The organism is Streptomyces sp. NPDC052701, from assembly GCF_040678355.1.
Taxonomy (GTDB): Bacteria; Actinomycetota; Actinomycetes; order Streptomycetales; family Streptomycetaceae; genus Streptomyces.
This window is the reverse complement of the sequence record NZ_JBFATO010000006.1, coordinates 1-22,672: the sequence shown is the minus strand read 5'-3', so window position 1 is coordinate 22,672 and position 22,672 is coordinate 1. Positions and strand designations below refer to the sequence as shown.

Genomic DNA, 22,672 nt, shown 5'->3' with positions numbered 1-22,672 from the left:
GGTGGTCGTCAGGCCGCCAGCCGCTCCGCCTCCGCGACCGCCTCCTGGAGGGTGTCCACCACCGGCGCCCCCGCCCCTTGCAGGCTGGCCCGGCTGTGCGACCCGCCGGTGTACAGCACGGCCCGCGCCCCCACGTACCGGGCGGCCAGCGCGTCGTCGGCGGCGTCCCCGATCACCACCGTGCGCTCCGGGTCCACGCCGGTGAGCGCCCTCAGGTGCCGCACCATGTGCTCCGCCTTGCTGCCCCCGGACGGCCCGGTCCGTCCGTCGACCCGGACGAAGTGCGCCTCGATCCCGAAGCCCTGCACCAGCGGGAGGAGCTCCTCGTGCACGTGCATGCTCAGCAGCGACTGGCTGCGCCCCGCCGCCCGCCACTGCGCCAGCAGTTCCGCCGCGCCCTCGGTGAGTCCGCAGGTCACCCGGTGCTCGGCGTAGTACCGGTGGAAGACCGCGTCCATGAGCTCCCACTCGGCGTCCGTCGGCAGCTGCCCCATCAGCCGCTCGTAGAACTTCGGCACCGGTACGCAGTACAGCTCCCGGTACCGCTCCAGCGTGAGCGGCTCCAGCCCCAGCTCGGCGAAGGCCGCGTTCGTCGCCGCGATGATCGCGTCGATGTCGTGGAACAGCGTCCCGTTCCAGTCCCAGACGATGTGCGCCCCGGTCAGCTTCCCCATGCCCAAGAACGTACCCGCCGCCGGCGGCGGTCAAGGGAGCGGCGGGCCGGTCCGGCGCCGGGGCCGGCTCAGCTGCCGGGGCTCACCAGGTTCGGGATCTCCTGCGTGGCGTACCACAGCAGCTCGTGGTCCTCGGCCCCGTCCACCACGAACTGCGCGTCGTCGTCCCCGTCGTCCGCCGCACGGAGCGCCTCGGCCGCCGCCGCCACGTCCGCCGCCGCGTCCGCCGCGTCCACGTGCACGGACGCCGCCTTGACCAGCGGTACGGGCCCGGCGACCCGCACCTCGCCGAGCGCGGCCGGGTCCAGCCCCCGGTCCGGGTCGGCGCTCGCCGCCCGGTCGGGCACGTCCACGGCGACCACGACCCGGCGCCGCGGCGCACCGGGGTCCGCCGCCAGCAGCCGCAGCGAGGCCAGCGCGGCCCGGCTCAGCGCCGCGTACTCCAGCTCTTCTATGTCCTCGGAGAGGTACCACTCGCGCAGCGCGGGCGTCACGGCGTACGCGACGAACCGCCCGGCCCCCAGCTCACCCGTCCTGTGGGCCTCGGCGAGACCGGAGAGGGTCAGGGGGACGTAGACGCGCATGGTCGGCCGCTTTCGTCGTCGGGGGCTTCGCACAGGACCCCGGTGAGGGCGCTTCTGCCCTGCCCGGAGGGCCTTCAGGATACGTGCGGGTGTCCCCTTTCGGGTTCCTTCCGCCCGTCCGCGGGCGTCCACCTCCGGCCGCCGGCTCACCCGGTGCGCCCGCTTCACCCCGGGCTTCCCCACCCCTTGCGTCACTCGGATAAGTGAATTCGGCGAGGCCCCGCCACGGGCCGCGCCTTCCTTGCCATCGCCGTCCGCCACCCCGTACAAGATCACCGACCAGTAAGTTACCGCCCGGTATCCCCCGGGCCCAGAGAACGGGGACGCACGTGAACAAGGTCATGACCAGGGCGCAGCGCCGCCCGGGCACCCGCCCCCCGGCCCGCCGCGACCCGAGCCGCCCCGCGGGCGGCCCACCCCGCACGCCGGGCGGCAGCACGGCCCGTACCGCCCCGGGCGACGGCGGACCGCCCCGCTCACCGGGCCGCGCCGGCTCCCCGCCCCGCCGCCCCGCGGCCGGCCGCCCGCCGGCCGCCCCGGGCAGCGGCACCCCGGGGACCACGGGGGCCGCGGCGGGCCGGCCCGGCAGCACCGCGGGCACGGCGACGGGCCGTCCCGGGGTGCCGGGCGGCCCCCGGCCGGCCGCTGTCCGGGCCGGCACCGGTGCGGCCGCGCCCGCCCGGGCCACCCGCGGTCCCGTCGCCCCGGTCCGCCCCACCGACCTCTTCGCCGACCGGCTCCTGGCGGTCCTGAGCGGGCAGCGCCCCGTCCACTGGATGCTCCGGCACACCGCGGGCCGCGCCTACGACGAGCTCGCCCGGCTCGCGGAGCGCAGCCCGCTGCGCGCCCGTGGCACCCGGCCCGTCGTCCGCGACATCGGCTACTTCGAACCCCGCCCCGGCGCCGTCGAAGCCTTCGCCCGCATCGGGGCCGGCGATCAGGTGCGCGCCATGGCCTTCCGCCTGGAACAGGGCCGGGACCTGCGCTGGCGGTGCACGGCGGTGGAGCTGGGCGGCCGACGCGGGCGGCACGCGGCCGACGCCTGAGACGCCCGCACGCCGAAGGGCCGGGCGCCCGGAGGCACCCGGCCCTTCGCACCGCTACGGCGTCGCGGACACCGTCACTTCTTGCGGCGCCGCCCGCCCTTCGCCTGCTTGCGGCGCTCCGCGCGCGTGAGGCCGTCGGCCGAGGAGCGCACCGGCTCGTCGTCGGGGGCGACGTCGCGCTCGATGACACCGCCCTCCCCGTCCACGGTCGGCGCGCTCAGGTGCAGGTTCCGCCGCTGCGGGGCGTCGAGCCCCTTGGCGCGGATCTCCGGCCGCGCGCCCGCCTGCGTCGGCACCGCGTCCCGCTTCTCCAGGTCGGCCACCGGCTTGACGTCCTCGACCGGGACCTCCTCGACCTGCTGCTCGACCTGGACCTCCAGGTTGAACAGGTAGCCGACGGACTCCTCCTTGATGCCGTCCATCATGGCCTGGAACATGTCGAAGCCCTCGCGCTGGTACTCGACCAGCGGGTCCTTCTGCGCCATGGCGCGCAGGCCGATGCCCTCCTGGAGGTAGTCCATCTCGTAGAGGTGCTCGCGCCACTTGCGGTCCAGGACCGACAGCACGACCCGGCGCTCCAGCTCACGCATGATCTCGGAGCCGAGCTGCGCCTCGCGCGCCTCGTACTGCTGGTGGATGTCGTCCTTGACGGACTCGGCGATGAACTCGGCGGTCAGACCGGCCCGGTCACCGGCCGCCTCCTCCAGCTCCTCGATGGTGACGCTGCACGGGTAGAGCTGCCGGAAGGCGCCCCACAGCCGGTCGAGGTCCCAGTCCTCCGGGAAGCCCTCGGCGGTCTCGGCCTGGACGTAGGCGTCGATGGTGTCGTCCATGAAGTGCCGGATCTGCTCGTGCAGGTCCTCGCCCTCCAGGACGCGGCGCCGCTCGCCGTAGATGACCTCGCGCTGCCGGTTGAGGACCTCGTCGTACTTCAGGACGTTCTTGCGGGTCTCGAAGTTCTGCGTCTCGACCTGCGCCTGCGCCGAGGCGATCGCGCGCGTCACCATCTTGTTCTCGATCGGCACGTCGTCCGGGACGTTCGCCATCGACATCACGCGCTCGACCATCTGGGCCTTGAACAGGCGCATCAGGTCGTCACCGAGCGAGAGGTAGAAGCGGGACTCGCCGGGGTCGCCCTGACGGCCGCTGCGGCCGCGCAGCTGGTTGTCGATCCGCCGCGACTCGTGCCGCTCGGTGCCCAGCACGTAGAGGCCGCCGAGCTTCTCGACCTCCTCCTTCTCGGCCTTGACCGCCTCCTCGGCGCGCTTGAGGGCCTCGGGCAGGGCCGCGGCCCACTCCTCGATGTGCTCCTCGGGGTCGAGGCCGCGCTGGCGCAGCTCCGCCTCGGCGAGGTCCTCGGGGTTGCCGCCGAGCTTGATGTCCGTACCGCGGCCGGCCATGTTCGTGGCGACGGTGACGGCGCCCTTGCGGCCGGCCTGGGCCACGATCTGGGCCTCGCGCTCGTGGTGCTTGGCGTTGAGCACCTCGTGCTGGATGCCCCGCTTGCTGAGCTGCTGCGACAGGTACTCCGACTTCTCGACGGAGGTCGTGCCGACGAGGATCGGCTGGCCCTTGCGGTGCTTCTCCTCGATGTCGTCGACGACCGCCTCGAACTTGGCGACCTCGGTCCGGTAGATCAGGTCCGACTGGTCCTTGCGGATCATCGGCCGGTTGGTCGGGATCGGGACCACGCCGAGCTTGTAGATCTGGTGGAACTCGGCGGCCTCGGTCATCGCCGTACCGGTCATGCCGGAGAGCTTGTTGTAGAGGCGGAAGAAGTTCTGGAGGGTGATCGTGGCGAGCGTCTGGTTCTCGTCCTTGATCTCCACCCCTTCCTTCGCCTCGATCGCCTGGTGCATGCCCTCGTTGTAGCGGCGGCCGGCCAGGATGCGGCCGGTGTGCTCGTCGACGATCATGACCTCGCCGTCGATGACGACGTAGTCCTTGTCGCGCTTGAAGAGCTCCTTGGCCTTGATGGCGTTGTTCAGGTAGCCCACCAGCGGGGTGTTCACCGACTCGTAGAGGTTGTCGATGCCCAGCCAGTCCTCGACCTTGCTGACCCCGGACTCGTGGATGGCGACCGTGCGCTTCTTCTCGTCGACGTCGTAGTCGCCGGTCTCCTCGATGCCCTTGAGCGGGTTGCCGGGCTCGCCGCGCTTGAGGCGCTGGACCAGCTTCGCGAAGTCGCCGTACCACTTGGTGGCCTGGTCGGCCGGGCCGGAGATGATCAGCGGCGTACGGGCCTCGTCGATGAGGATGGAGTCGACCTCGTCGACGATGGCGAAGTTGTGGCCGCGCTGGACGAGTTCGTCCTTGGACCACGCCATGTTGTCGCGCAGGTAGTCGAAGCCGAACTCGTTGTTCGTGCCGTAGGTGATGTCGCACGCGTACATCTCGCGGCGCTGGGCCGGCGTCATGCTGGCGAGGATGCAGCCGACGGACAGGCCCAGGAAGCGGTGGACGCGGCCCATCATCTCGGAGTCGCGCTCGGCCAGGTAGTCGTTGACCGTGACGATGTGGACGCCGTCACCGGACAGCGCGTTCAGGTAGGCGGGCAGCGTACCGACGAGCGTCTTGCCCTCACCGGTCTTCATCTCGGCCACGTAGCCCATGTGCAGGGCGGCGCCGCCCATCATCTGGACGTCGTAGTGCCGCTGGCCGAGGACGCGCTTGGCGGCCTCGCGGACGGTGGCGAACGCCTCGGGCAGCAGGTCGTCCAGGCTCTCGCCGTCGGCGTACCGCTGCTTGTACTCATCGGTGAGGGCCCGCAGCTCGGCGTCGGAGAGGTCGACGAAGTCCTCTTCGATGGAGTTGACCTGGTCCGCGATGCGGTGCAGCTTGCGCAGGATCTTGCCTTCGCCTGCACGCATGATCTTCGAGAGGACGGACACGGGGGTTGGTCTCCTTGCCGGTCGGGCCTGGGACGGTCGGTTACCACTTGACTCACTGAGCAACGGCCATCGTATGCGAGGACCCCGCCACGCCGGGAGGCCTGCCGTGTCGGCGGCCGTCCGCTGCTTCGTTTCTGTTCCACGTCTGCTTCGAAGGGGACAACGTCCGGGCCCCGCCGATGGTGCCGCACCGCACCGACGAATTGCGCGATCCGTGACCACCCGGCGACAGGCCGTCGACGCGCCGGACGGCCCCCGCCCGCCGGGACCGCCCCCGCCCGCCGGACGGCCACGTTCCCGGCCGGCGAACAGGGTGACACCCCTCCCCGCCCGCGAGCAGAATCGGCCGATGGACCCCGTCACACTCACCACCGAGCGCCTCGTCCTGCGCACGGTGGGCCCGCAGGACACGGAGACCGTCCACGCCGCCTGCCAGGACCCGGACATCCGGCGCTGGACCACCCTCCCCTCCCCCTACCTCCCCGAGCACGCGCGGGGCTTCACGCACCAGGTGGTCCCCGACGGCTGGGCGAACGGTTCGATGTTCACCTTCGGCGTCTTCCTCCCCTCCGGCGGCCTGACGGGCATGCTCGGCCTGACGGTGCGCGCCCCGGGCGTCGCCGAGATCGGCTTCTGGGCCGCCAGGGAGCACCGCGGCAACGGCTACGTCACGGAGGCCGCCCGCACCGCGTGCCGCTGGGCCTTCACCCACGCGTCGATCGACCGGGTGGAATGGCGCGCGGAGGTCGGCAACCGGGCCTCCCGCGCGGTCGCGGAACGGGCCGGCTTCACCGTCGAGGGCGTTCTGCGCTCGGGGATCGGCTGCCGGGGGGTCCGCCGGGACTGCTGGGTGGGTTCCCGGCTGCCCTCGGACCTGGGCCTTCCCTCGACGGTGCCGTACCTGCCGGCGCGGACGTGATCCGGGCGTGTCCGCGGGCCCTCCCGCGTCCCGTCCGCGGCGCGCGCCCCGTTGTCAGTGCGACCCTCTATCGTGCGAAAGCATGACGACCCCGCGCCCCACCACGGAACTCTCGGCAGACGAGGCCCGCCGCATCGTCCTGCGGGCCCAAGGTTTCCTCGGCGCCCCCGACCGGCGCTCCGGCGTCCGCGGCGTCCTCCGCCACCTGGGCGCGATACAGCTCGACACGATCTCGGTCCTGGCCCGCTCCCACGAACTCGTGCCGTACGCCCGCCTGGGCGCGGTGGGCCGCAGGACCGTCGAGAACGCGTACTGGAAGCCCGTGTCCGCGGGCGCGCCTTCGGCACCGCACGCCTTCGAGTACTGGTCGCACGCCGCCTGCATCCTGCCCATCGAGGAGTGGCCCCACTTCGCCTTCCGCCGCCGCGCCTACCGCGGCCGCCCGCACTGGAACCACGAACTCCCCGACGGCGCCTACGACCAGGTGATCAAACAGCTCCGCACCGAGGGCCCCCTCACGGCCACGGAGCTGGGCGGCGCGAAGAAGACCAACGACTGGTGGGACTGGTCGGGCACGAAGGTCGCCGTCGAACGCGCCCTGATGTACGGCGAGGTGGTCTGCGTCGAACGCCGCGGCTGGAAGCGGGTGTACGACCTCGCCGAGCGGGCGATCCCCGCCGAGCTGCTGCACGACACGCTGGACGACGCCGAATGCCTGCGCCGCCTGGTCCGCCTGGCCGGCCGGGCCCTGGGCGTCGGCACGCGCGCGGACATCGCCGACTACCACCGTCTCAAGGCCGAACAGGTGGACGCGGTGATCGCCGACTCGGGTCTGGTCCCGGTCACGGTCGAGGGCTGGGGCAGGCCGGCCTGGGCCGATCCGGCGGCCCTGGAGACACCTCCGCGCGGCCGCCACCGCACGACGCTGCTGTCCCCCTTCGACTCCCTCGTCTGGGAACGGGCGCGCACGGAGCGGATCTTCGGCTTCACGCACCGCCTGGAGGCCTACGTCCCCAAGCCGAAGCGGATCCACGGCTACTTCGCGATGCCGGTCCTCGCCGGCGGCCGGCTCGTCGGCCGCGTCGACCCGGCCCGTGAGGGGCGCACCCTGGTGGCCAGGCAGGTCACGCTGGACGGCCGCAAGGCGGTCCCGGCGGTGGCCCGGGCCCTGGTCGAGGCGGCGAGCTGGGTGGACTGCACGGACGTACGGGTGGAACGCGTCGAGGCACCGGACCTGCGCGGGCCCCTCACGCAGGAGCTCGCCCGCGTACTCGCGTGACCGGCGCCGATTCGTCCCCCGGCACGGACGGACCCTTCGTCACGGGTCCTCCGTCACGGGCCCTTCGTCGTGGGCGGGCGGCCGGCAGGCCGGGCCGTCACCGGATCTCCAGGATCTTCTCCCGCATCGCGTAGACCACCGCCTCCATCCTGGAGTGCAGCTGCAGCTTCTCCAGGATGTTGCGCACATGGTTCTTCACGGTGTTCTCGGAGATGAACAACTCCTTGGCGATGTCGCGGTTGTTCATTCCGGTGGCGACGAGTTTGAGGACTTCCAGCTCACGGTCCGTCAGCCGCGGCGCGGGCACCAGCCGGCGTTCGTCGGTCCGCTGGATCATCGATTTGAACTCGGTGAGCAGCTTCGACGCCATGGACGGGCTGATCTGCGACTGGCCGTCGGCCACCGCGCGAATGGCGGTGGCCACCTCGTCCGTGGAGATCTCCTTGAGGAGATAACCCGTCGCGCCCGCCTTGATCGCTTCGTAGAGGTCGGCTTCCTCGTCGCTGATCGTCAGCATGATGATTTTGGCGCTGGGGGCCACCTCCTTGATGGAGGTGCACGCCTCGATCCCCCCGCGCTTGGGCATCCGCACGTCCATCAGGACGATGTCGGGCAGCAGGTCGGCGGCCTTCTCCACGGCCTCGGCGCCGTCGCCCGCCTCGCCGACGACCTGGATGTCCTCCTCGGCCGCGAGCACGATCTCCAGGCCACGGCGGAACAGGGCGTGGTCGTCCACGACAAGGACTCTGATCGGCTCCTTGCGTTCAGAGCCCGCCTCCGGGCCCGCGCCGACGACGCCGTCGTCGGCGTCCCCGGCACGCATCGGTCCGAAGCTGTCCGCCATCGTTCCTCCCCCTGAAGGCTGTGGCCTGTGGTCCTGACCAGCGCCAACCCAAGGCAACGGCCCACCGGTTGAGCCGTTGCGGCCATGATTTCATGCCCGGACGACACCCGGGCGACAGCGCGGGGGTGCGAAGGGTCGCACACGGGTGCCCCTGGGGGCGCACACGCGCTCCAGGGGCACCGGCTCCGCTGTCACCCGGCGAGGTCAGCCGCCGAGCGCACCGCCCGCCTCGGGGGAGTGCGCCTGGGTGACCATCGTGTCCGTCCTGAGGTGGATCACACCGTAGTCATAGGCGTGTCGTCGGTAGACGACACTGGGTTCCTTCGTCTCCGAGTCGACGAACAGGTAGAAGTCGTGCCCGACCAGTTCCATCTCGTAGAGCGCCTGGTCGAGGGTCATGGGGGCTGCGACGTGGGTCTTCTCGCGGACGACGAGGGGGCCTTCGCCCTGCACCTCGAGCGAGCCGATCTTCTTGGTGGGCACCGGCTCCGGCTCCTCCCGGGGAGCGGCCAGGCCGGTTCCGTTGAGTGTCGCCACGCCCGGGACGTGGTCGGCGACCTCGGCTGCCGGGATGCGGCGCGCACCGCGCCGCGAGAACCGCTTGTCGTGTTGCTTGCGCAGCCTGGCTTCCAGCTTTTCCGCCGCCAGGTCGAGCGCCGCGTACGCATCGCTCGCCGCCGCCTCCGCCCGGATCACCGGACCGCGCGAGCGGAGCGTGATCTCCACTCGGTCGGAGCGGTCGGCCTGTCGGGGGTTGGGCTCCTTGGACACCTCGACGTCGAGGCTGATCACCTTGCCATCGAGCTTCTGGATCTTCTCCAGCTTCAGCTTTTCGGCCACGTGCTTCCGGAACCGCTCGGGCACCTCGGTCTTGCGGCCCTTGACGACGATGTCCACGCAGAACTCCGTTCCCGGATCACTCCGCATCGGTGGCGGAGCATCTCCCTTTTCGCACCAGGCTCCGGTGACCCCGGAGCCTCGGACTCGGTGACTCCCACCTCCTCCCCCGCAGGCGAGATCCGCACTCCACCGGTGCGGGTGATGATGGGAAAACCCGCGGCACGGCATTCGATTGGAGAGGTGTGGCCTGCGGCTTTCCCTCTCAACCGAACATATCTCGCCCGGACGGATGGCGTCACCCTCTACTGCGGCGTACCTCCGTTCAGATGAATTCACCCTCTCATTACCTGCAACGACGCACGTTCTCAGTCAGTTCCGGATCATTTCGAAAGCGTCCGGTGGAGCGGCGACCACGGCCGCGCAGATCACGTCACCGCTCCTTCGTTCCTCTCTGCCTTCCCATGTCTCACCCATGTACACGAGTCCAGCCGCCGAACCGTTCGGAATCGGCCCCGTCCCGCCCCTGCCGGCAGCCGTCCCGGCCGTACCGGCCCCTGTCGCCCGCGCGTGAGAGGACGCCTGCGACCGCTCCCGCGTCGCCGCCCGTACGGCGCGTGCCGCCTCCGCCAGGGAGGCCCCCGTGGTCATCAAGTCGTCGACCAGCACGACCGGACCACCGAGCAGCAGCCGGGCACCCCCCGGTGCCACCGTGAGCGCGCCCGCCAGATTGGCGAGCCGCTGACGGGAGTTGAGCCCGACCTGGTCGGCCACGCGGCGCCGCTGCCGCAGCACGGCGAGCACCCGGGCGGGCGTCCCGCCGCGCCGCAGCTCGCCCGCCGCCGCGAGCGCGATCCGGCGCGCGGGGTCGTGCCCCCGGGCCCGAACGGCCCGTCGCGCGGACGGCACGGGAACGAGCAGCACGGTCTCCTCGGGGCGTCCGGCCGCTCCCCCGCCGTCCCCGGCCGTCACCCCACCGCTCACGGCCCGCGCTCCGCCCCTGCCCACCCACGCGCCTCCCACCGCCCCCTCGCCCGCCGGAACACTCCCGCCGACACCCGCCCGGGCTTCTACGGCCCCCGCCGGTCCGGCTCCGCCGCCCCGCGTCCCGGCCTCCGTCAGTCCCGCTCGCACCGCCCCCGCCAGCGCCGCCCCGAGCGGCCCGGACAGGGCCGTCGCTCCCCGCTCCTTGTGGGCCAGCAGTACCGCCCGCGCCTCGTGCGCGTACCGGGCCGCCGCGTGCACCGCGGGCAGCCCGGGCGGCTCCGGCACCGGCCGCACCCGCCGCGGCGCGGCCCCGCTCAGGATGGCGCGGCACTCCGGGCAGAGCACCGCGCGCGGCCTGCCGCAGCCTGCGCACTCGGCCGGCAGCACCAGGTCGGTCAGGTCCTGCCACCACCCCCGCATGACCACCACCGTGCCCACACCGCTCCCACCCGGCCACCCCTGTGGACAACCGCCTGTGGACGACTCTCCCCACCGGCCGACGCCCCTCCCCCACACGTGTGAACGCCCGGCCCTCCAGCCCTCTCCGGCCCTCCAGCCCCCCGGTCCTCCAGTCCCCCCGGCGCCCAGCCCCGGCCGCCCGGCCGCGAAACGAAAGCGGCCGCCCCCGCCGAGGCCTCACCCAGGCGGAAGCAGCCGCTTCCCCACCGGCCCGAACCCGGCCGGTCCCGCACCTCACCCCGGATAGACCGGAGCCGTCCCCTCCGTGACCTTCTGCCACTGCGCCCCGGACGGCAGCCGTACGATCCCGTCCACCGAGTACGCCACCAGCGGCAGCCGCTCGTCGCCGGAGGCCGTGACGTCCTTGACCCCGGTCAGGGCCGCGGGCGCCGGCACGTCCGGTGTGGAGCCGTCGACCTGGACGTACCGCATCTGCTCCACGCCCCCGTGCTCGCGTCCGACCACCACGAGCCGGCTGTCCCCGGCCCACGACATGGCGGTGACCTGCTCCAACTCCGGGGCGACGGAGCGCGGTTCCACCACGGTGACCGTCGGCCGCCGGCCCGGTTCCTCCGCCCGCTCGATGAGCCCGACGACCAGGGACCTCTTGTCGCCCTTCTCCACCACGAGCGCGATCCGCACCCCGTCGGCGGCCACCCGTACGGCCTGGATGCGCCCGTCGATGCCCGGTGTGCGGACCTGGAGCGGCTCGCCCCTGCCGCCCTCCAGCAGGAGCAGCCGCGGGTTGCCGGGATCGCGGTCGGCCACCCACAGGTCGTCCTGCGCGTCCCAGCTGGGCGCCGTCAGCCGGTCCTCCTCGCCTCCGCCCCCGCTGGTCAGCACGGCCTCCCCGAGCTCACCGCCCAGCACCATCGAACCGACGTACAGCGCCCTGCCGTCGAGGGTCACCCCGGCCGCGGTGTGCTCGTCGCGCGAGACGGCCACCGACCGCAGGTCCGGGCCGTCCGCGCCCAGCGCCCCGGGCACGGGGTCGGGCTTCGTGGCACCGCTGCCCGGGGCGATCCGTACGAGCCGGTGCTCGGCGTCGACGAAGTACAGGTAGTCGGGGTGCCGCGTCTCCCCGCGGGAGGCCACCGACTCGACCCGGCTCTCGGCGAGCGAGCACAGCGATCCCCCGCCCGCCCGCAGGTCGATCTCCTCCACCGCGGGCGTGAGGTTCCGCAGCGTGAACAGCAGCTGGGCCGCCATCTCCTCGCACCGGCTCCTGCCGACCGCGGCGGCCCTGTCGTTGAGCGGCACCGTCAGCCTGCTGCGGTCGTCGGGCGTCAGCGAGCCGACGCCCTCGCGCAGCGCCGTACCAGCGGGGAAGCTCGTCCGCACCACGGGCGCGAGGCGGCTCGTGGGCCCGTCGAGGAGCGAGCGCACGATCTGGGTCAGGGGGTCCACGCGCTTGCGCACGTAGACGGGATCGGCGACCGCCATCGGCTCCGCGTTCCCGCGGGCCGCCCCGGTGTTCGAGGCGAAGTAGTACTTGCTGACGGACATGTAGTTGCGCTGGAAGTCCGTCCGGCCCATGACGACGCCCTGGGGCAGCGCGTCGATCCGCCACTGCTTGCTCTTCTTGTCCTGCTTGAGGTGCACGGTGCCGCCGTACGGCCCGGTGGCGGGAGCGTAGGACTGGTGCGCGTCCACCGTGGCGACCTTGGTGCCGGTCAGCGTGAACGAGAACTCGCCGGCGTCCTGCCGGGCGGCGTGGCTGTCGGCCTCGGCACCCGGCCCGTCCATCAGGACGGTGGTGGACAGCTCCGGCCGCCAGGTCCTCGCCGTCTCGGGGGTCAGGTACTGGCGCGCCGTCTTGTAGTGCGGGTCGTCGCTGGTCAGCGCTTCCAGGAAGCCCTGCACGATCTGCGGGGGCGTGGCGTCCTCGGCCGGCGGCATGGCGAACACCCTCACCTGGGAGTCCAGCCGCGGCGTGGACTCGACGCCCCGCAGACCACCGCTGTCGGGCATCGAGGCGCACCCGGCCAGCAGGACGCCCCCGCAGGCGACGTACGCCACCGCGCGCGCCGGTGTCCGCCGGCGCGCCCCCTCGCGGTCAGCGCCCACGAGTTGCCTCCCCTTGCCTCTTCACGTCCGTCCGTCCGGGCTCCCCGGTGGAGCGCTCCGGTGCGGCCTGCGAACCGCCGGCGGCCCCGCCCGGGGCCGTCCCCGCTGTCCCCGCCGCCTCCGCGGCCGGCGGGCCGCCCTGGCGCCGCGCGCCGGCGGCGGGCCGCGGCACCACGCGCGCGCCGTTGCCGGGCAGCGCCGTCGGATCGGCCGTGGGCGCCACGGTGGCCGGGCGCGGCACGATCGGGTCCCGCGTCGCCATCGCGGCCATCCGGCCCGTCTGCTGCGTCGGGACCGTGGCCGTCTTCTCCCCGCCGCCGCGCGGCGCACCGGTGTCGCCGGCTCCGCGGTTGCGCCGCGAGTCCTTGGGCTCCAGGGGTATCGGGGAGCCCCGCAGCGGTTCGTCCGCGGTCCTGGGCAGCGTCAGCCGGAACTGCGAGCCGCCGCCCGGCTCGCCCCACGCCTGCAGCCAGCCGCCGTGCAGCCGCGCGTCCTCCAGGGCGATGGACAGCCCGAGGCCCGTCCCGCCGGTGGTACGCGCGCGTGCCGGGTCGGCCCGCCAGAAGCGGCTGAAGACACGGGTCGCCTCGCCGGGCTTGAGCCCGACGCCGTAGTCGCGCACCGCGACGGCGACCGCGCCGCCGGCCGCGGCGAGCTTGACGACGACGTCCTCGCCCTCGCCGTGCTCGACGGCGTTGACGACGAGGTTGCGCAGGATGCGCTCCACGCGCCGCGCGTCTGCCTCGGCGACCACGGGCTGCTGGTCGCCGACGACCCTGATCCGCGTTCCCTTGCGCTCGGCGAGCGGCTCGGCCCCGCTGACGACGCGCCGCACCACGTCCCTGAGGTCTATCGGCTCGGCCTCCAGCGCCGCCGCGCCGGCGTCGAACCGGCTGATCTCCAGCAGGTCCGCGAGCAGCGACTCGAACCGGTCCAGCTGGTCGGCGAGCAGCTCCGCCGACCGCGCGGTCACCGGGTCGAAGTCCTCGCGGGCCTCGTGGATGACGTCCGCGGCCATCCTGACGGTCGTCAGCGGCGTCCGCAGCTCGTGCGAGACGTCCGAGACGAACCGCCGCTGCATCCGCGACAGGTCCTCCAGCTGGCTGATCTTCTGCTGGAGGTTCTGCGCCATCTTGTTGAAGGCCTCGCCGAGCCGCGCGATGTCGTCCTCGCCGGTCACCTTCATGCGTTCCTGCAGTTTCCCGGCGGACAGCCGCTCGGCGATCCCCGCCGCCATCCGCACCGGTGTGACGACCTGGCGCACCACGAGCCACGCGATGGCCCCGAGCAGGACGACGACGAACAGCCCGGCGGTCGCGAGGGTGCCCTTGACCAGGCTGAGCGACTTCTCCTCCTGCGTGAGCGGGAAGAGGTAGTACAGCTCGTACGGGTCGCCGTTTGGGTCGTTGACCTGCTTGCCGATGACCAGGGCCGGCTCGGGGTCCTTGCCGTTGAGGTAGGCGACGCGCGTGTAGCTCTGGGCCGCCGCGGTACTGGTGTTCACCTGCGCGCGCAGCTCCTCGGGCACGCTGACCGTCGGATTGACGTACCCGGAGGCACGCGGCCCGCGCCCGCCGCCGCTGACGTCGCCCAGCGGCAGGGTCACCACGTCGAAGGCGCCCTGGCCGCCGCTGGAGAGCGACCACACCAGGTCACTCATCCACTGGATGACGTTCTGGGAGGTCTGGCCGTCGGCCGTGACACCGTCGTCGCCGGTCCCGCTGGCCGCCTCGTCGGCCTTCTGCTTGGCCACCGCGAACCCGCCGGTGGCCTGGCTCTGGGACGCCTTCACCTTGGCGTCCAGCAGGCCGTTGCGCACCTGGCCGATGACGACGAAGCCGAGCAGCAGGACCACGCCCAGCGACATCAGCAGCGTCGTGACGACGACCTTCAGCTGGATGTTGCGCCGCCACAGCCGCATGACGGGCAGCAGCGGCCGGCGCGCCCAGCGTACGAACAGGCGGATGAGCGGACTGCCCTGGACCCCGCCCCGGAGCAGCCCGCTCCCCGGGAGACGTCCCCGGCGGGGCCCCGCCTCCCGGCCGACAGGCCGCTGCGCGCGGGTCCCGGACCGGCCGGGCGCCGAAGCGGCACTGTCCCCGGACATGTCAGCTCGGTCCTGCCTTGTATCCGACACCGCGCACGGTCACCACGATCTCGGGCTTCTCCGGGTCCTTCTCGACCTTGGAGCGCAGCCGCTGCACATGGACGTTGACCAGGCGCGTGTCGGCCGCGTGGCGGTAGCCCCACACCTGCTCGAGCAGCACCTCGCGCGTGAACACCTGCCACGGCTTGCGGGCCAGCGCGACCAGCAGGTCGAACTCCAGCGGCGTCAGCGCGATCGACTGCCCGTCCCGCTTCACGGAGTGGCCGGCCACGTCGATGACGAGGTCGCCTATGGTGAGCTGCTCCGGCGCCGGCTCCTCCGACCTGCGCAGCCGCGCCCGGATACGGGCGACCAGCTCCTTCGGCTTGAACGGCTTCACGATGTAGTCGTCGGCGCCCGACTCCAGGCCCACGACGACGTCGACGGTGTCGCTCTTGGCCGTGAGCATCACGATCGGCACCCCGGACTCCGCCCGGATCAGGCGGCACACCTCGATGCCGTCCCGGCCCGGCAGCATCAGATCCAGCAGCACCAGGTCGGGCTTGGTCTCGCGGAAAGCGGCCAGCGCCTTGTCGCCGTCGGCTACGAAAGACGGCTCGAAACCTTCACCGCGCAACACGATGCCGAGCATCTCGGCCAGTGCGCTGTCGTCGTCGACGACAAGGACTCGTCCCTTCATAAACGACATCATCCCATTCTCATAACGGCGGCGAAGGCAGTGGTGAGGCAGCTCACTGGCCAGTGACGATAGTCGTACGACGTCGTCACTGTCTGCCCTCGCCCGCGGCCGTCGAGAAGGGCGTCCCCGCCGGCCGGACCGGCGCGGCCCCTGAGCCGGCCGAATCGGCCGGCTCAGCCGATGGGCCCGGCCGGCCGGCTCAGCCGATCGACGCGTGGCGCGACCGGGCGCACAGCTCGGCCAGCGCCTCGGCGGTCACCGGCGACACGGCCCCCTCCTCGGTGACGATCGCGGTCACCAGCTCGGGCGGCGTCACGTCGAACGCCGGGTTGTACGCCTGCGTCCCCAGGGGCGCGACGGGAATCCCGCCGCCCGCCTCCGCACCGGCCGTCGGCACCTGGGGCGCCACGATCTCCGTCACCTCGTGCCCGGGCCGCTGCTCCACCTCGATGGACGCCCCGTCCGGCGTGCCCGGGTCCACCGTCGTCAGCGGTGCCACCACGATGAACGGGACGTGGTGGTAGCGCGCGAGCACCGCCAGCGGATAGCTGCCCACCTTGTTCGCCACCGACCCGTCGGCGGCGATCCGGTCCGCCCCGATCAGCACCGCGTCCACCTCGCCGGCCGCGAACAGCGACCCCGCCGCGTTGTCGGTGAGCAGCGTGTACGCCATGCCGCTGCGGGCCGCCTCGTACGCCGTCAGCCGGGCACCCTGCAGCAACGGACGCGTCTCGTCCACCCACAGCCGCCTCAGCCGCCCCGCCCGGTGCGCCGCGAGCGCCACCGCGAACGCCGTGCCCTCACCGCCCGACACCAGCGAACCGGTGTTGCAGTGGGTGAGGATCCGGTGCCCACCGCCCGGCAGCAGCTCGTCCAGCAGCGCCAGCCCGTGCCCGGCCATCCGCGCACTGGCCTCGGCGTCCTCCCGGTGCAGCTGCCGCGCCGCCGCCAGCGCCGCCCCGGCCGCCCGCCGGGAATCACCGCTCTCGGCGAGCGCGGCCTGGTAGGCGGAGTGGGCTCTGCGCACCCCGACGGCGAGGTTCACCGCGGTCGGCCGGGCGCTCTCCAGCGCGCTCGCGGCGTCCTCCACGTCGAAGCCCCGCACGGCGGCGAGCGCGACGCCGTACGCCCCCGCGATCCCGAGCAGGGGCGCCCCGCGGACGGCGAGCGACCGGATCGCCTCCACCAGCGCGGGCGCGTCCGTACAGACCAGTTCGACCTCCTCGGCCGGCAGCCTCGTCTGGTCGAGGAGAACCAGGACGGGGCCTTCGGGTGGCTCTTCCCAGCGGATCGCGGGGATCCCGGTCGGCCGCTTGTCCTCGCCGCTGTGCGCGTACTGATCAGCCATGCGGTCAGTCTGCCCCTTTTCCGGCGGACAATTGAAGGTACGCAGCCGATACCGCGCCTGGTCCGCCGATGACCACCCCATGGCACGATGGCTGCCAACCTGCCGCCGCGACCGCGGACGGGCACCGTGAAGGAGCGACGATGACTGACACTCCGGGCTGGGCCTCGCCCGGATCCGCCCCCTCCGACGGGCCGAACCCGGGCGTGTCCGGCCCTGCCGACCCCTCCGGCCGTCCGAACCCCGCACAGCCCGCGGACCGGCCGGGCCAGGCGCCGCAGGAGCCCGGCACGAAGTGGTCCGAGGAACAGCCGCCACCCGGCCAGTGGTCCGCGCCCACCGGCCCCACCGACCCCGCCGGTCCCGCCGCCCCGGGCCAGGCCCCGCCACCGCCACCCGGCCCCGGCTGGGGCACCCAGCCCCCCGGCGGCCCCGGCGGTTACGGAGGCCCGGGCGGCTACGGGGGCCCGGCCGGCTACGGCGGTTACGGCGGCTGGGGCGGCCCCCCGCCCGCGGCCAAGCCCGGTGTGATCCCGCTGCGCCCGCTCGGCGTGGGCGAGATCCTCGACGGCGCCGTGTCCACCATGCGCACCCACTGGCGCACGGTCCTGGGCATCTCGCTGACCGTCGCGGTCCTCACCGAGGTCATCGTCGTCCTGCTGCAGGGCCTGGTCCTGGACGACACCAGCACCGAAGCCCTCAACGACCCGAGCGCCACCCTCGGCGAACTGAGCCGCGCCATGGGCGACGCCCTGCTCAGCTCCACCGTCGTCTTCGCCGTCAGCCTGGTCGGCACCGTCGCGGCGACCGCCCTGCTGACGACGGTCACCAGCCGCGCGGTCCTCGGCAGGCCGGTGACCGCCGGAGAGGCCTGGCGCGACGCCCGCCCCCAGGTCCTGAAGCTGTTCGGGCTGATCTGCGTGCTGCTGCTCATCGCCGTCGGCATCGTCACCGTGGGCACCCTGCCCGGCATCCTCGTGGCCGCCGCGGGAAGCGGCGGGGCGGGCATCGCGCTCACCCTGCTGGGCGTCCTCGGCGCCGGCGTCGTCGCGCTGTGGCTGATGATCCGCTTCTCCCTGGCCTCGCCCGCCCTGATGCTGGAGAAGCAGGGCATCACGAAGGCGATGAGCCGCTCCGCCAAGCTGGTGCGCGGTTCCTGGTGGCGGATCTTCGGCATCCAGCTGCTCGCCACGATCATCGCCAACGTCGTCGCGTCGATCGTCGTCATCCCGTTCACCTTCCTCGCCGCGGCACTCAGCGGCGACGGCGTCTCCGGCTTCCTCAACGGCGCCGGCGACTTCGGCTGGACGTTCCTCATCGTCAGCGGCGTCGGCTCGGTGATCGGCTCCATGATCACCTTCCCGATCACGGCGGGTGTCGGCGTGCTGCTCTACATCGACCAGCGCATCCGCCGCGAGGCCCTCGACCTGGAACTGGCCCGCGCCGCCGGTGTCCAGGACCACGGCCCCGGCGCGACCCCGGGGAGCTGATGCGGTGAGCCCGCTGGGGGGAGTCCTCACCGCGGTGCCCGCGCAGCCGGGCACCGCGGTACGGGCGCTGCCGCGCGCCGGTGACGTCGTCGTGCTGTGGCCGGCCCGCTCCGGCGACGAGCCGCCCGTCACCGTTCCGCGGGACCCCGCGCGGGAGGCGGCCCGGCGCGAGCTGTCCAAGCGCGTGTACCACGAGAACGACCCCAGCCTGTTCCAACGCGCCCTGGACGCCTTCTGGGACTGGCTCGGCAAGCTGCTCGACGCCGCCTCGACCGCGACACCCGGCGGAACGCTCGGTCTGGTCGTCATCGCCCTGGCCGTGCTCGCGCTGCTCGGCGCCCTGTGGTGGCGCCTGGGCACCCCCCGGCGCCGGCCCGCCTCCGCCGCCGCCCTGTTCGACGAGCGCCCCCGCGGCGCCGCCGACCACCGCGCGGCCGCCGGGGCACACGCCGCCCAGGGCCACTGGAACCAGGCCGTCCAAGAACGCATGCGGGCCATCGTCCGCGCCCTGGAGGAACGCGCCCTCCTCGACGCCCGCCCCGGCCGCACCGCCGACGAGGCGGCCGCGGAGGCCGGCCGGGTCCTGCCCGCCCACGCCGGCCGGCTGCGCGCCGCGGCCCGGGACTTCGACGACGTGACGTACGGCGGCCGCCCGGCGACCGAGCAGGCGTACCACCGCGTCGCCGAACTCGACCGCGACCTGGAGCGCACCAAGCCCCGGCTCACGAGCACGAGCACCAGCACCAGCACCAGCACGGGCCACGACGCCCGCCGGGGAGCCGCCGGATGACCACCGAGGCCACGCCCCCGTCCACCTCGGCCTCGCCCACCCCCCGCCAGGTGTGGACCCGCGCGCGAGGCGTCGCGCTCGCCCTCGTCCTCCTCCTGGCGGCGGCCGTCACGATCGCCGTGATCCGCTCCGACGCCCGCCACGGTGAACTCGACCCGCGCTCCGCGGACCCCTACGGCAGCCGCGCCGTCGCCGAGCTCCTCGCGGACCGGGGCGTGGACACGCGCGTGGTCACCACCCTGGACCGGGCGGCCGCCGCGGCCGGCCCGGACACGACCCTCCTGGTCGCCGTCCCCGACCTCCTGACGCCCGCTCAGCAGTCCCGTCTGCACGCCGCCTTCGCGGGCACCGGCGGCCGTACCGTCCTGGTCGCCGCCGGCAGCGCCTCCGTCGAACGGCTCGCCCCCGGCGTCACCGCCGACCCCGCCACCAGCCTCGACTCGACGCTCTCCCCCGACTGCGACCTGCCCGCCGCCCGGCGCGCGGGCACCGCCGACACGGGCGGCATCCGCTACACCACCACCCACCTCGACGCCGACGCCTGCTATCCCAGCCAGCGCCTGGCCACCCTGCTGCGCGTCCCGCACGCCTCCCGGGGCGGTGACACGGTCGTCCTCGGCGCGCCCGACGTCCTCCTCAACGACCGCCTCGACGAGCACGGCAACGCCTCGCTCGCCCTGCAGCTCCTCGGCTCCCGCCCCCATCTGGTCTGGTACCTCCCCTCACTCGCCGACGACTCGGCCCTCGAAGAGGACCGGCGCGACTTCTTCGACCTGCTCCCTGCGGGCTGGCTCTGGGGCACGCTGCAACTGTTCGTCGCGGCGGCCCTGGCCGCCCTGTGGCGGGCACGCCGGCTCGGCCCCCTGGTGCCGGAAAGACTTCCCGTGGCGATCCGCGCCTCCGAAACCGTCGAAGGCCGCGCCCGCCTCTACCGCAGGGCCGACGCCCGCGACCGCGCGGCCGCCGCTCTTCGCTCCACCACCCGCACCCGCCTCGCCCCCCTCGCAGGCGTCCCCGTGGCCCGGGCGCACACGCCCGAGGCCCTGCTCCCGGCCCTCTCCGCCCACCTGCGCGGCGACGGGCAGGACCTGCACGCCCTCCTCTTCGGCCCACCGCCCCGCGACGACGCAGCCCTCATCGCACTCGCCGACCGACTCGACGCCCTCGAAAGAGAGGTACGCCGTCCATGATGGACCCGACCACTGACAACGCCGGGCAGACCGGGGACCCGGACAGCGCCCGAGCGGCCCTGGAGGCCCTGCGCGCCGAGATCGCCAAGGCCGTGGTCGGCCAGGACCCCGCCGTGACCGGCCTCGTCGTCGCCCTGCTCTGCCGCGGCCACGTCCTCCTCGAAGGCGTCCCCGGCGTCGCCAAGACACTCCTCGTCCGCGCCCTCGCCGCCGCCCTCGAACTCGACACCAAGCGCGTCCAGTTCACCCCCGACCTCATGCCGAGCGACGTGACGGGCTCCCTGGTCTACGACACCCGCACCGCCGAGTTCTCCTTCCAGCCCGGCCCGGTCTTCACCAACCTCCTCCTCGCCGACGAGATCAACCGCACGCCCCCGAAGACCCAGTCGTCCCTGTTGGAGGCGATGGAGGAACGCCAGGTCACGGTCGACGGCACCCCCCGCCCGCTCCCCGACCCGTTCCTGGTCGTGGCGACCCAGAACCCGGTCGAGTACGAGGGCACCTACCCCCTGCCCGAGGCCCAGCTGGACCGTTTCCTCCTCAAGCTGACCGTCCCCCTCCCCTCCCGCCAGGAGGAGATCGACGTCCTCACCCGCCACGCCGAGGGCTTCAACCCGCGCGACCTGCGCGCCGCCGGCATCCGCCCCGCCGCGAACGCGGCCGCGCTGGAGGCGGCCCGCGCGGCGGTCGCCAAGACGACGGTCTCCCCGGAGATCACCGCCTACGTGGTGGACATCTGCCGGGCCACCCGCGAGTCGCCGTCCCTGACCCTCGGCGTCTCCCCCCGAGGCGCCACCGCCCTGCTGTCGGCCTCCCGCGCCTGGGCGTGGCTCACCGGCCGCGACTACGTCATCCCCGACGACGTGAAGGCGCTGGCCCTGCCCACCCTCCGCCACCGCGTGCAACTACGCCCGGAAGCGGAGATGGAAGGCGTGACGGCCGACTCCGTCATCAACGCGATCCTCGCCCACGTCCCCGTCCCCCGCTGATGGCACTCACCGGACGCGCCGCGCTCCTCGCGGCCCTGGGCTCTCTCCCCGTCGGCATCTGGGAACCCGGCTGGACGGGCATCCTGGCCGTCAACGCCCCCCTGGCCGTCGCCTGCGCCTGCGACTTCGCCCTGGCCGCGCCCGTACGGCGCCTGGGCCTGACCCGCTCGGGCGACACCTCCGCACGCCTGGGCGACACCGCGGACGTCACCCTCACGATCACCAACACCTCCCGCCGCCCCCTCCGCGCCCACCTGCGCGACGCCTGGCCGCCCAGCAGCTGGCAGCCGGGCACGGAGACGGCGGCCTCCCGCCACCGCCTGACGGTCCCGCCCGGCGAACGCCGCCGCGTCACGACCCGCCTGCGCCCCACCCGCCGGGGCGACCGCCAAGCCGACCGCGTCACCATCCGCTCGTACGGCCCCCTCGGCCTGTTCTCCCGCCAGGGCACGCACAGGGTCCCCTGGACGGTACGCGTCCTGCCCCCGTTCACCAGCCGCAAGCACCTGCCCTCCAAACTGGCCCGCCTCCGCGAACTGGACGGCCGCACCAGCGTGCTCACCCGCGGCGAGGGCACGGAATTCGACAGCCTGCGCGAGTACATCCCCGGCGACGACACCCGCTCCATCGACTGGCGCGCCACCGCCCGCCAGTCCGCCGTCGCCGTGCGCACCTGGCGTCCCGAACGCGACCGCCGCATCCTCCTGGTCCTCGACACCGGCCGCACCTCCGCGGGCCGCGTCGGCGACGTCCCCCGCCTGGACGCCTCCCTGGACGCGGCCCTGCTCCTGGCGGCCCTCGCGTCCCGCGCCGGCGACCGCGTCGACCTCCTGGCCTACGATCGCCGCATCCGTGCCCTCGTCCAGGGACGCACGGCAAGCGATCTGCTGCCGTCCCTGGTCGACGCGATGGCCACGCTCGAACCGGAGCTCGTCGAAACGGACGCCCGCGGCCTCACCGCCACAGCGCTTCGTACGGCGTCCCGGCGTTCCCTGGTCGTGCTGTTCACGACTCTCGACGCGGCCCCCGTCGAGGAGGGCTTGCTGCCCGTCCTCCCTCAGCTCACCCAGCGCCACACGGTCCTGCTGGCATCGGTGGCGGACCCCCAGGTCGCCCGGATGGCCAGGGCCCGCGGAAACGTCGACGCCGTCTACGAGGCCGCAGCCGCGGCCCACGCCCAGACCGAACGCCATCGCACGGCGGAACAACTCCGCCGCCACGGCGTCACCGTCGTCGACGCGACACCGGACGAACTCGCGCCGGCCCTGGCGGACGCGTACCTGGCGCTCAAGGCTGCGGGACGCCTGTGACGGAAGGGGGCCCAACGGCCCCCAAAACCATATGCGCCCATAACGCAGAAAACCCCGCACCGGTGAACCCGGTACGGGGTTTTCTCAAGAATTGTTCGGCGGTGTCCTACTCTCCCACAGGGTCCCCCCTGCAGTACCATCGGCGCTGTAAGGCTTAGCTTCCGGGTTCGGAATGTGACCGGGCG

18 protein-coding genes and 1 rRNA gene are annotated in these 22,672 nt (G+C 73.4%); 8 read left to right on the top strand and 11 right to left on the bottom strand.

Going from position 1 to position 22,672, the window contains the following annotated elements:
* Window positions 1-8: 8 nt before the first annotated feature.
* Window positions 9-674 carry an HAD family hydrolase gene (locus AB0L29_RS09815; RefSeq protein WP_365825202.1) on the bottom strand — a complete coding sequence of 222 codons (666 nt, stop codon included), beginning with the start codon at window positions 672-674 and terminating at the stop codon, window positions 9-11.
* 68 nt (window positions 675-742) lie between these two features.
* Window positions 743-1,258 carry a hypothetical protein gene (locus tag AB0L29_RS09810; protein WP_365825200.1) on the bottom strand — a complete coding sequence of 172 codons (516 nt, stop codon included), beginning with the start codon at window positions 1,256-1,258 and terminating at the stop codon, window positions 743-745.
* Window positions 1,259-1,587: 329 nt separating this feature from the next.
* Here AB0L29_RS09810 and AB0L29_RS09805 point away from each other — a divergent pair, with 329 nt between their 5' ends.
* Window positions 1,588-2,304 carry an Rv3235 family protein gene (locus AB0L29_RS09805; RefSeq protein ID WP_365825198.1) on the top strand — a complete coding sequence of 239 codons (717 nt, stop codon included), beginning with the start codon at window positions 1,588-1,590 and terminating at the stop codon, window positions 2,302-2,304.
* 74 nt (window positions 2,305-2,378) lie between these two features.
* On the opposite strand, the gene secA is transcribed toward AB0L29_RS09805, so the two are convergent.
* Window positions 2,379-5,195, bottom strand: a complete 2,817-nt coding sequence (gene secA / locus AB0L29_RS09800; protein WP_365825196.1) for a preprotein translocase subunit SecA — start codon at window positions 5,193-5,195, stop codon at window positions 2,379-2,381.
* A 349-nt stretch (window positions 5,196-5,544) separates the two neighbouring features.
* Here secA and AB0L29_RS09795 point away from each other — a divergent pair, with 349 nt between their 5' ends.
* Entirely contained in the window at window positions 5,545-6,114 is a 570-nt protein-coding gene (locus AB0L29_RS09795) for a GNAT family N-acetyltransferase (protein WP_365825194.1), read from the top strand.
* A gap of 82 nt (window positions 6,115-6,196) precedes the next feature.
* Window positions 6,197-7,393 (top strand): crosslink repair DNA glycosylase YcaQ family protein, encoded by a 1,197-nt coding sequence (locus AB0L29_RS09790; protein ID WP_365825192.1) that lies wholly within the window; start codon window positions 6,197-6,199, stop codon window positions 7,391-7,393.
* Between the two features lie 97 nt (window positions 7,394-7,490).
* Here the strand turns inward: AB0L29_RS09790 and AB0L29_RS09785 are convergent, their stop codons facing one another.
* From AB0L29_RS09785 to mtnA, 7 genes are all read right to left on the bottom strand, one after another.
* Window positions 7,491-8,237, bottom strand: coding sequence for a response regulator transcription factor (locus AB0L29_RS09785; RefSeq protein ID WP_365825190.1), 747 nt, complete (start codon window positions 8,235-8,237; stop codon window positions 7,491-7,493).
* A gap of 204 nt (window positions 8,238-8,441) precedes the next feature.
* Window positions 8,442-9,134 (bottom strand): ribosome-associated translation inhibitor RaiA, encoded by a 693-nt coding sequence (gene raiA, locus AB0L29_RS09780; RefSeq protein ID WP_365825188.1) that lies wholly within the window; start codon window positions 9,132-9,134, stop codon window positions 8,442-8,444.
* A 312-nt stretch (window positions 9,135-9,446) separates the two neighbouring features.
* Window positions 9,447-10,481, bottom strand: coding sequence for a ComF family protein (locus AB0L29_RS09775; RefSeq protein WP_365825590.1), 1,035 nt, complete (start codon window positions 10,479-10,481; stop codon window positions 9,447-9,449).
* A gap of 273 nt (window positions 10,482-10,754) precedes the next feature.
* Window positions 10,755-12,587 (bottom strand): LpqB family beta-propeller domain-containing protein, encoded by a 1,833-nt coding sequence (locus AB0L29_RS09770; RefSeq protein ID WP_365825186.1) that lies wholly within the window; start codon window positions 12,585-12,587, stop codon window positions 10,755-10,757.
* Window positions 12,577-14,694 (bottom strand): MtrAB system histidine kinase MtrB, encoded by a 2,118-nt coding sequence (gene mtrB, locus AB0L29_RS09765; protein ID WP_365825184.1) that lies wholly within the window; start codon window positions 14,692-14,694, stop codon window positions 12,577-12,579. Before mtrB ends, AB0L29_RS09770 begins: the two co-directional genes overlap by 11 nt.
* A gap of 1 nt (window position 14,695) precedes the next feature.
* Window positions 14,696-15,385: a two-component system response regulator MtrA gene (gene mtrA, locus AB0L29_RS09760; RefSeq protein WP_365825182.1), complete on the bottom strand. Its 690-nt coding sequence runs from the start codon at window positions 15,383-15,385 to the stop codon at window positions 14,696-14,698.
* Between the two features lie 187 nt (window positions 15,386-15,572).
* Complete coding sequence (gene mtnA / locus AB0L29_RS09755) at window positions 15,573-16,721, bottom strand: S-methyl-5-thioribose-1-phosphate isomerase (RefSeq protein ID WP_365825180.1); 1,149 nt, start codon at window positions 16,719-16,721, stop codon at window positions 15,573-15,575.
* Window positions 16,722-16,861: 140 nt separating this feature from the next.
* On the opposite strand from mtnA, the gene AB0L29_RS09750 reads away from it, so the two are divergent.
* Genes AB0L29_RS09750 through AB0L29_RS09730 form a run of 5 tightly spaced genes read left to right on the top strand, consistent with a single transcriptional unit; the run spans window position 16,862 to window position 22,487 of the window.
* Complete coding sequence (locus AB0L29_RS09750) at window positions 16,862-18,208, top strand: glycerophosphoryl diester phosphodiesterase membrane domain-containing protein (RefSeq protein WP_365825178.1); 1,347 nt, start codon at window positions 16,862-16,864, stop codon at window positions 18,206-18,208.
* A gap of 4 nt (window positions 18,209-18,212) precedes the next feature.
* Window positions 18,213-18,998: a DUF4129 domain-containing protein gene (locus AB0L29_RS09745; RefSeq protein ID WP_365825176.1), complete on the top strand. Its 786-nt coding sequence runs from the start codon at window positions 18,213-18,215 to the stop codon at window positions 18,996-18,998.
* A complete protein-coding gene (locus tag AB0L29_RS09740) occupies window positions 18,995-20,188 on the top strand; it encodes a DUF4350 domain-containing protein (protein WP_365825174.1) in 1,194 nt (397 codons plus the stop codon). The genes AB0L29_RS09745 and AB0L29_RS09740 overlap by 4 nt, the downstream gene beginning before the upstream one ends.
* Window positions 20,188-21,177 carry a MoxR family ATPase gene (locus tag AB0L29_RS09735; protein ID WP_365825172.1) on the top strand — a complete coding sequence of 330 codons (990 nt, stop codon included), beginning with the start codon at window positions 20,188-20,190 and terminating at the stop codon, window positions 21,175-21,177. The genes AB0L29_RS09740 and AB0L29_RS09735 overlap by 1 nt, the downstream gene beginning before the upstream one ends.
* Entirely contained in the window at window positions 21,177-22,487 is a 1,311-nt protein-coding gene (locus AB0L29_RS09730) for a DUF58 domain-containing protein (RefSeq protein ID WP_365825170.1), read from the top strand. The genes AB0L29_RS09735 and AB0L29_RS09730 overlap by 1 nt, the downstream gene beginning before the upstream one ends.
* A 93-nt stretch (window positions 22,488-22,580) precedes the next feature.
* Here the strand turns inward: AB0L29_RS09730 and rrf are convergent.
* Window positions 22,581-22,672: ribosomal RNA gene (gene rrf / locus AB0L29_RS09725) — 5S ribosomal RNA — on the bottom strand; the annotation flags it as partial.